The 657-nt window shown below is 23.4% G+C and carries 1 protein-coding gene and 1 pseudogene; both read right to left on the bottom strand.

From position 1 onward, the window contains the following. A pseudogene (locus AJ884_RS10135) lies at nt 1-197 on the bottom strand (hypothetical protein); the annotation flags it as partial. A 7-nt stretch (nt 198-204) separates the two neighbouring features. Then, the coding region (locus tag AJ884_RS07605) for a hypothetical protein (protein WP_250535461.1) at nt 205-657 on the bottom strand (453 nt) is incomplete at its 5' end.

Raw genomic sequence — 657 nt, 5'->3', positions numbered from 1 at the left:
CCTGTAAGGAGGGTGGAGTTTAGGAAGATATAAGCTTGATAGTTTTGGAGTTCTTCAAAAGTAAAATCTGTCGTTGCTTCTAATTTATAAAGTTCATCATAAATACTTTGACAATCAATGATGCTTTTATTTTCACAAAACAAATAAATACTTTTTTTATCTTTATGAATAGAATATAAAAAGTCTTTACCTATCATAATTTTCCTAAATAATACCTATTTTAGCTTTTCCATTAAAATACAAAGCTTGTGATATTTTACAAACTCCACCTAAATATTGCTCATCCCAAATTTGATCTTTTATTTTATAACTTTTTGAATTATATCCATATATTTTTGTTATATTATTAATATTTTCAAGACATTTCATATCTTTATAAACCACAATGAAAATTCTAAATTCCCCAATGGCAATTTTATGAGCTAAATTTTCTTGATTATTAATAAAGGAACAATCTTTTCTGTATTTATTAAAATCATTTTTATCAAGAATTAAAATGTATTTTTCTTTTTCTTGTGCCTTTAAAATAAAATCTATGATTTTTGTTTGACTAATAATAGGAGTTTTATAACTTGTATAATAATTATCTCCAAGCTCTTCTAAAATACCATTTGTTTCTTGCATTATGGTGGCTATTAATGAAAGAAAATATTCAAA

The sequence above is a fragment of the Campylobacter sp. BCW_6463 genome (genome assembly GCF_001762785.1).
GTDB classification, from domain to species: domain Bacteria; phylum Campylobacterota; class Campylobacteria; order Campylobacterales; family Campylobacteraceae; genus Campylobacter_D; species Campylobacter_D jejuni.
This window is presented reverse-complemented; position numbering and strand designations above follow the sequence as displayed.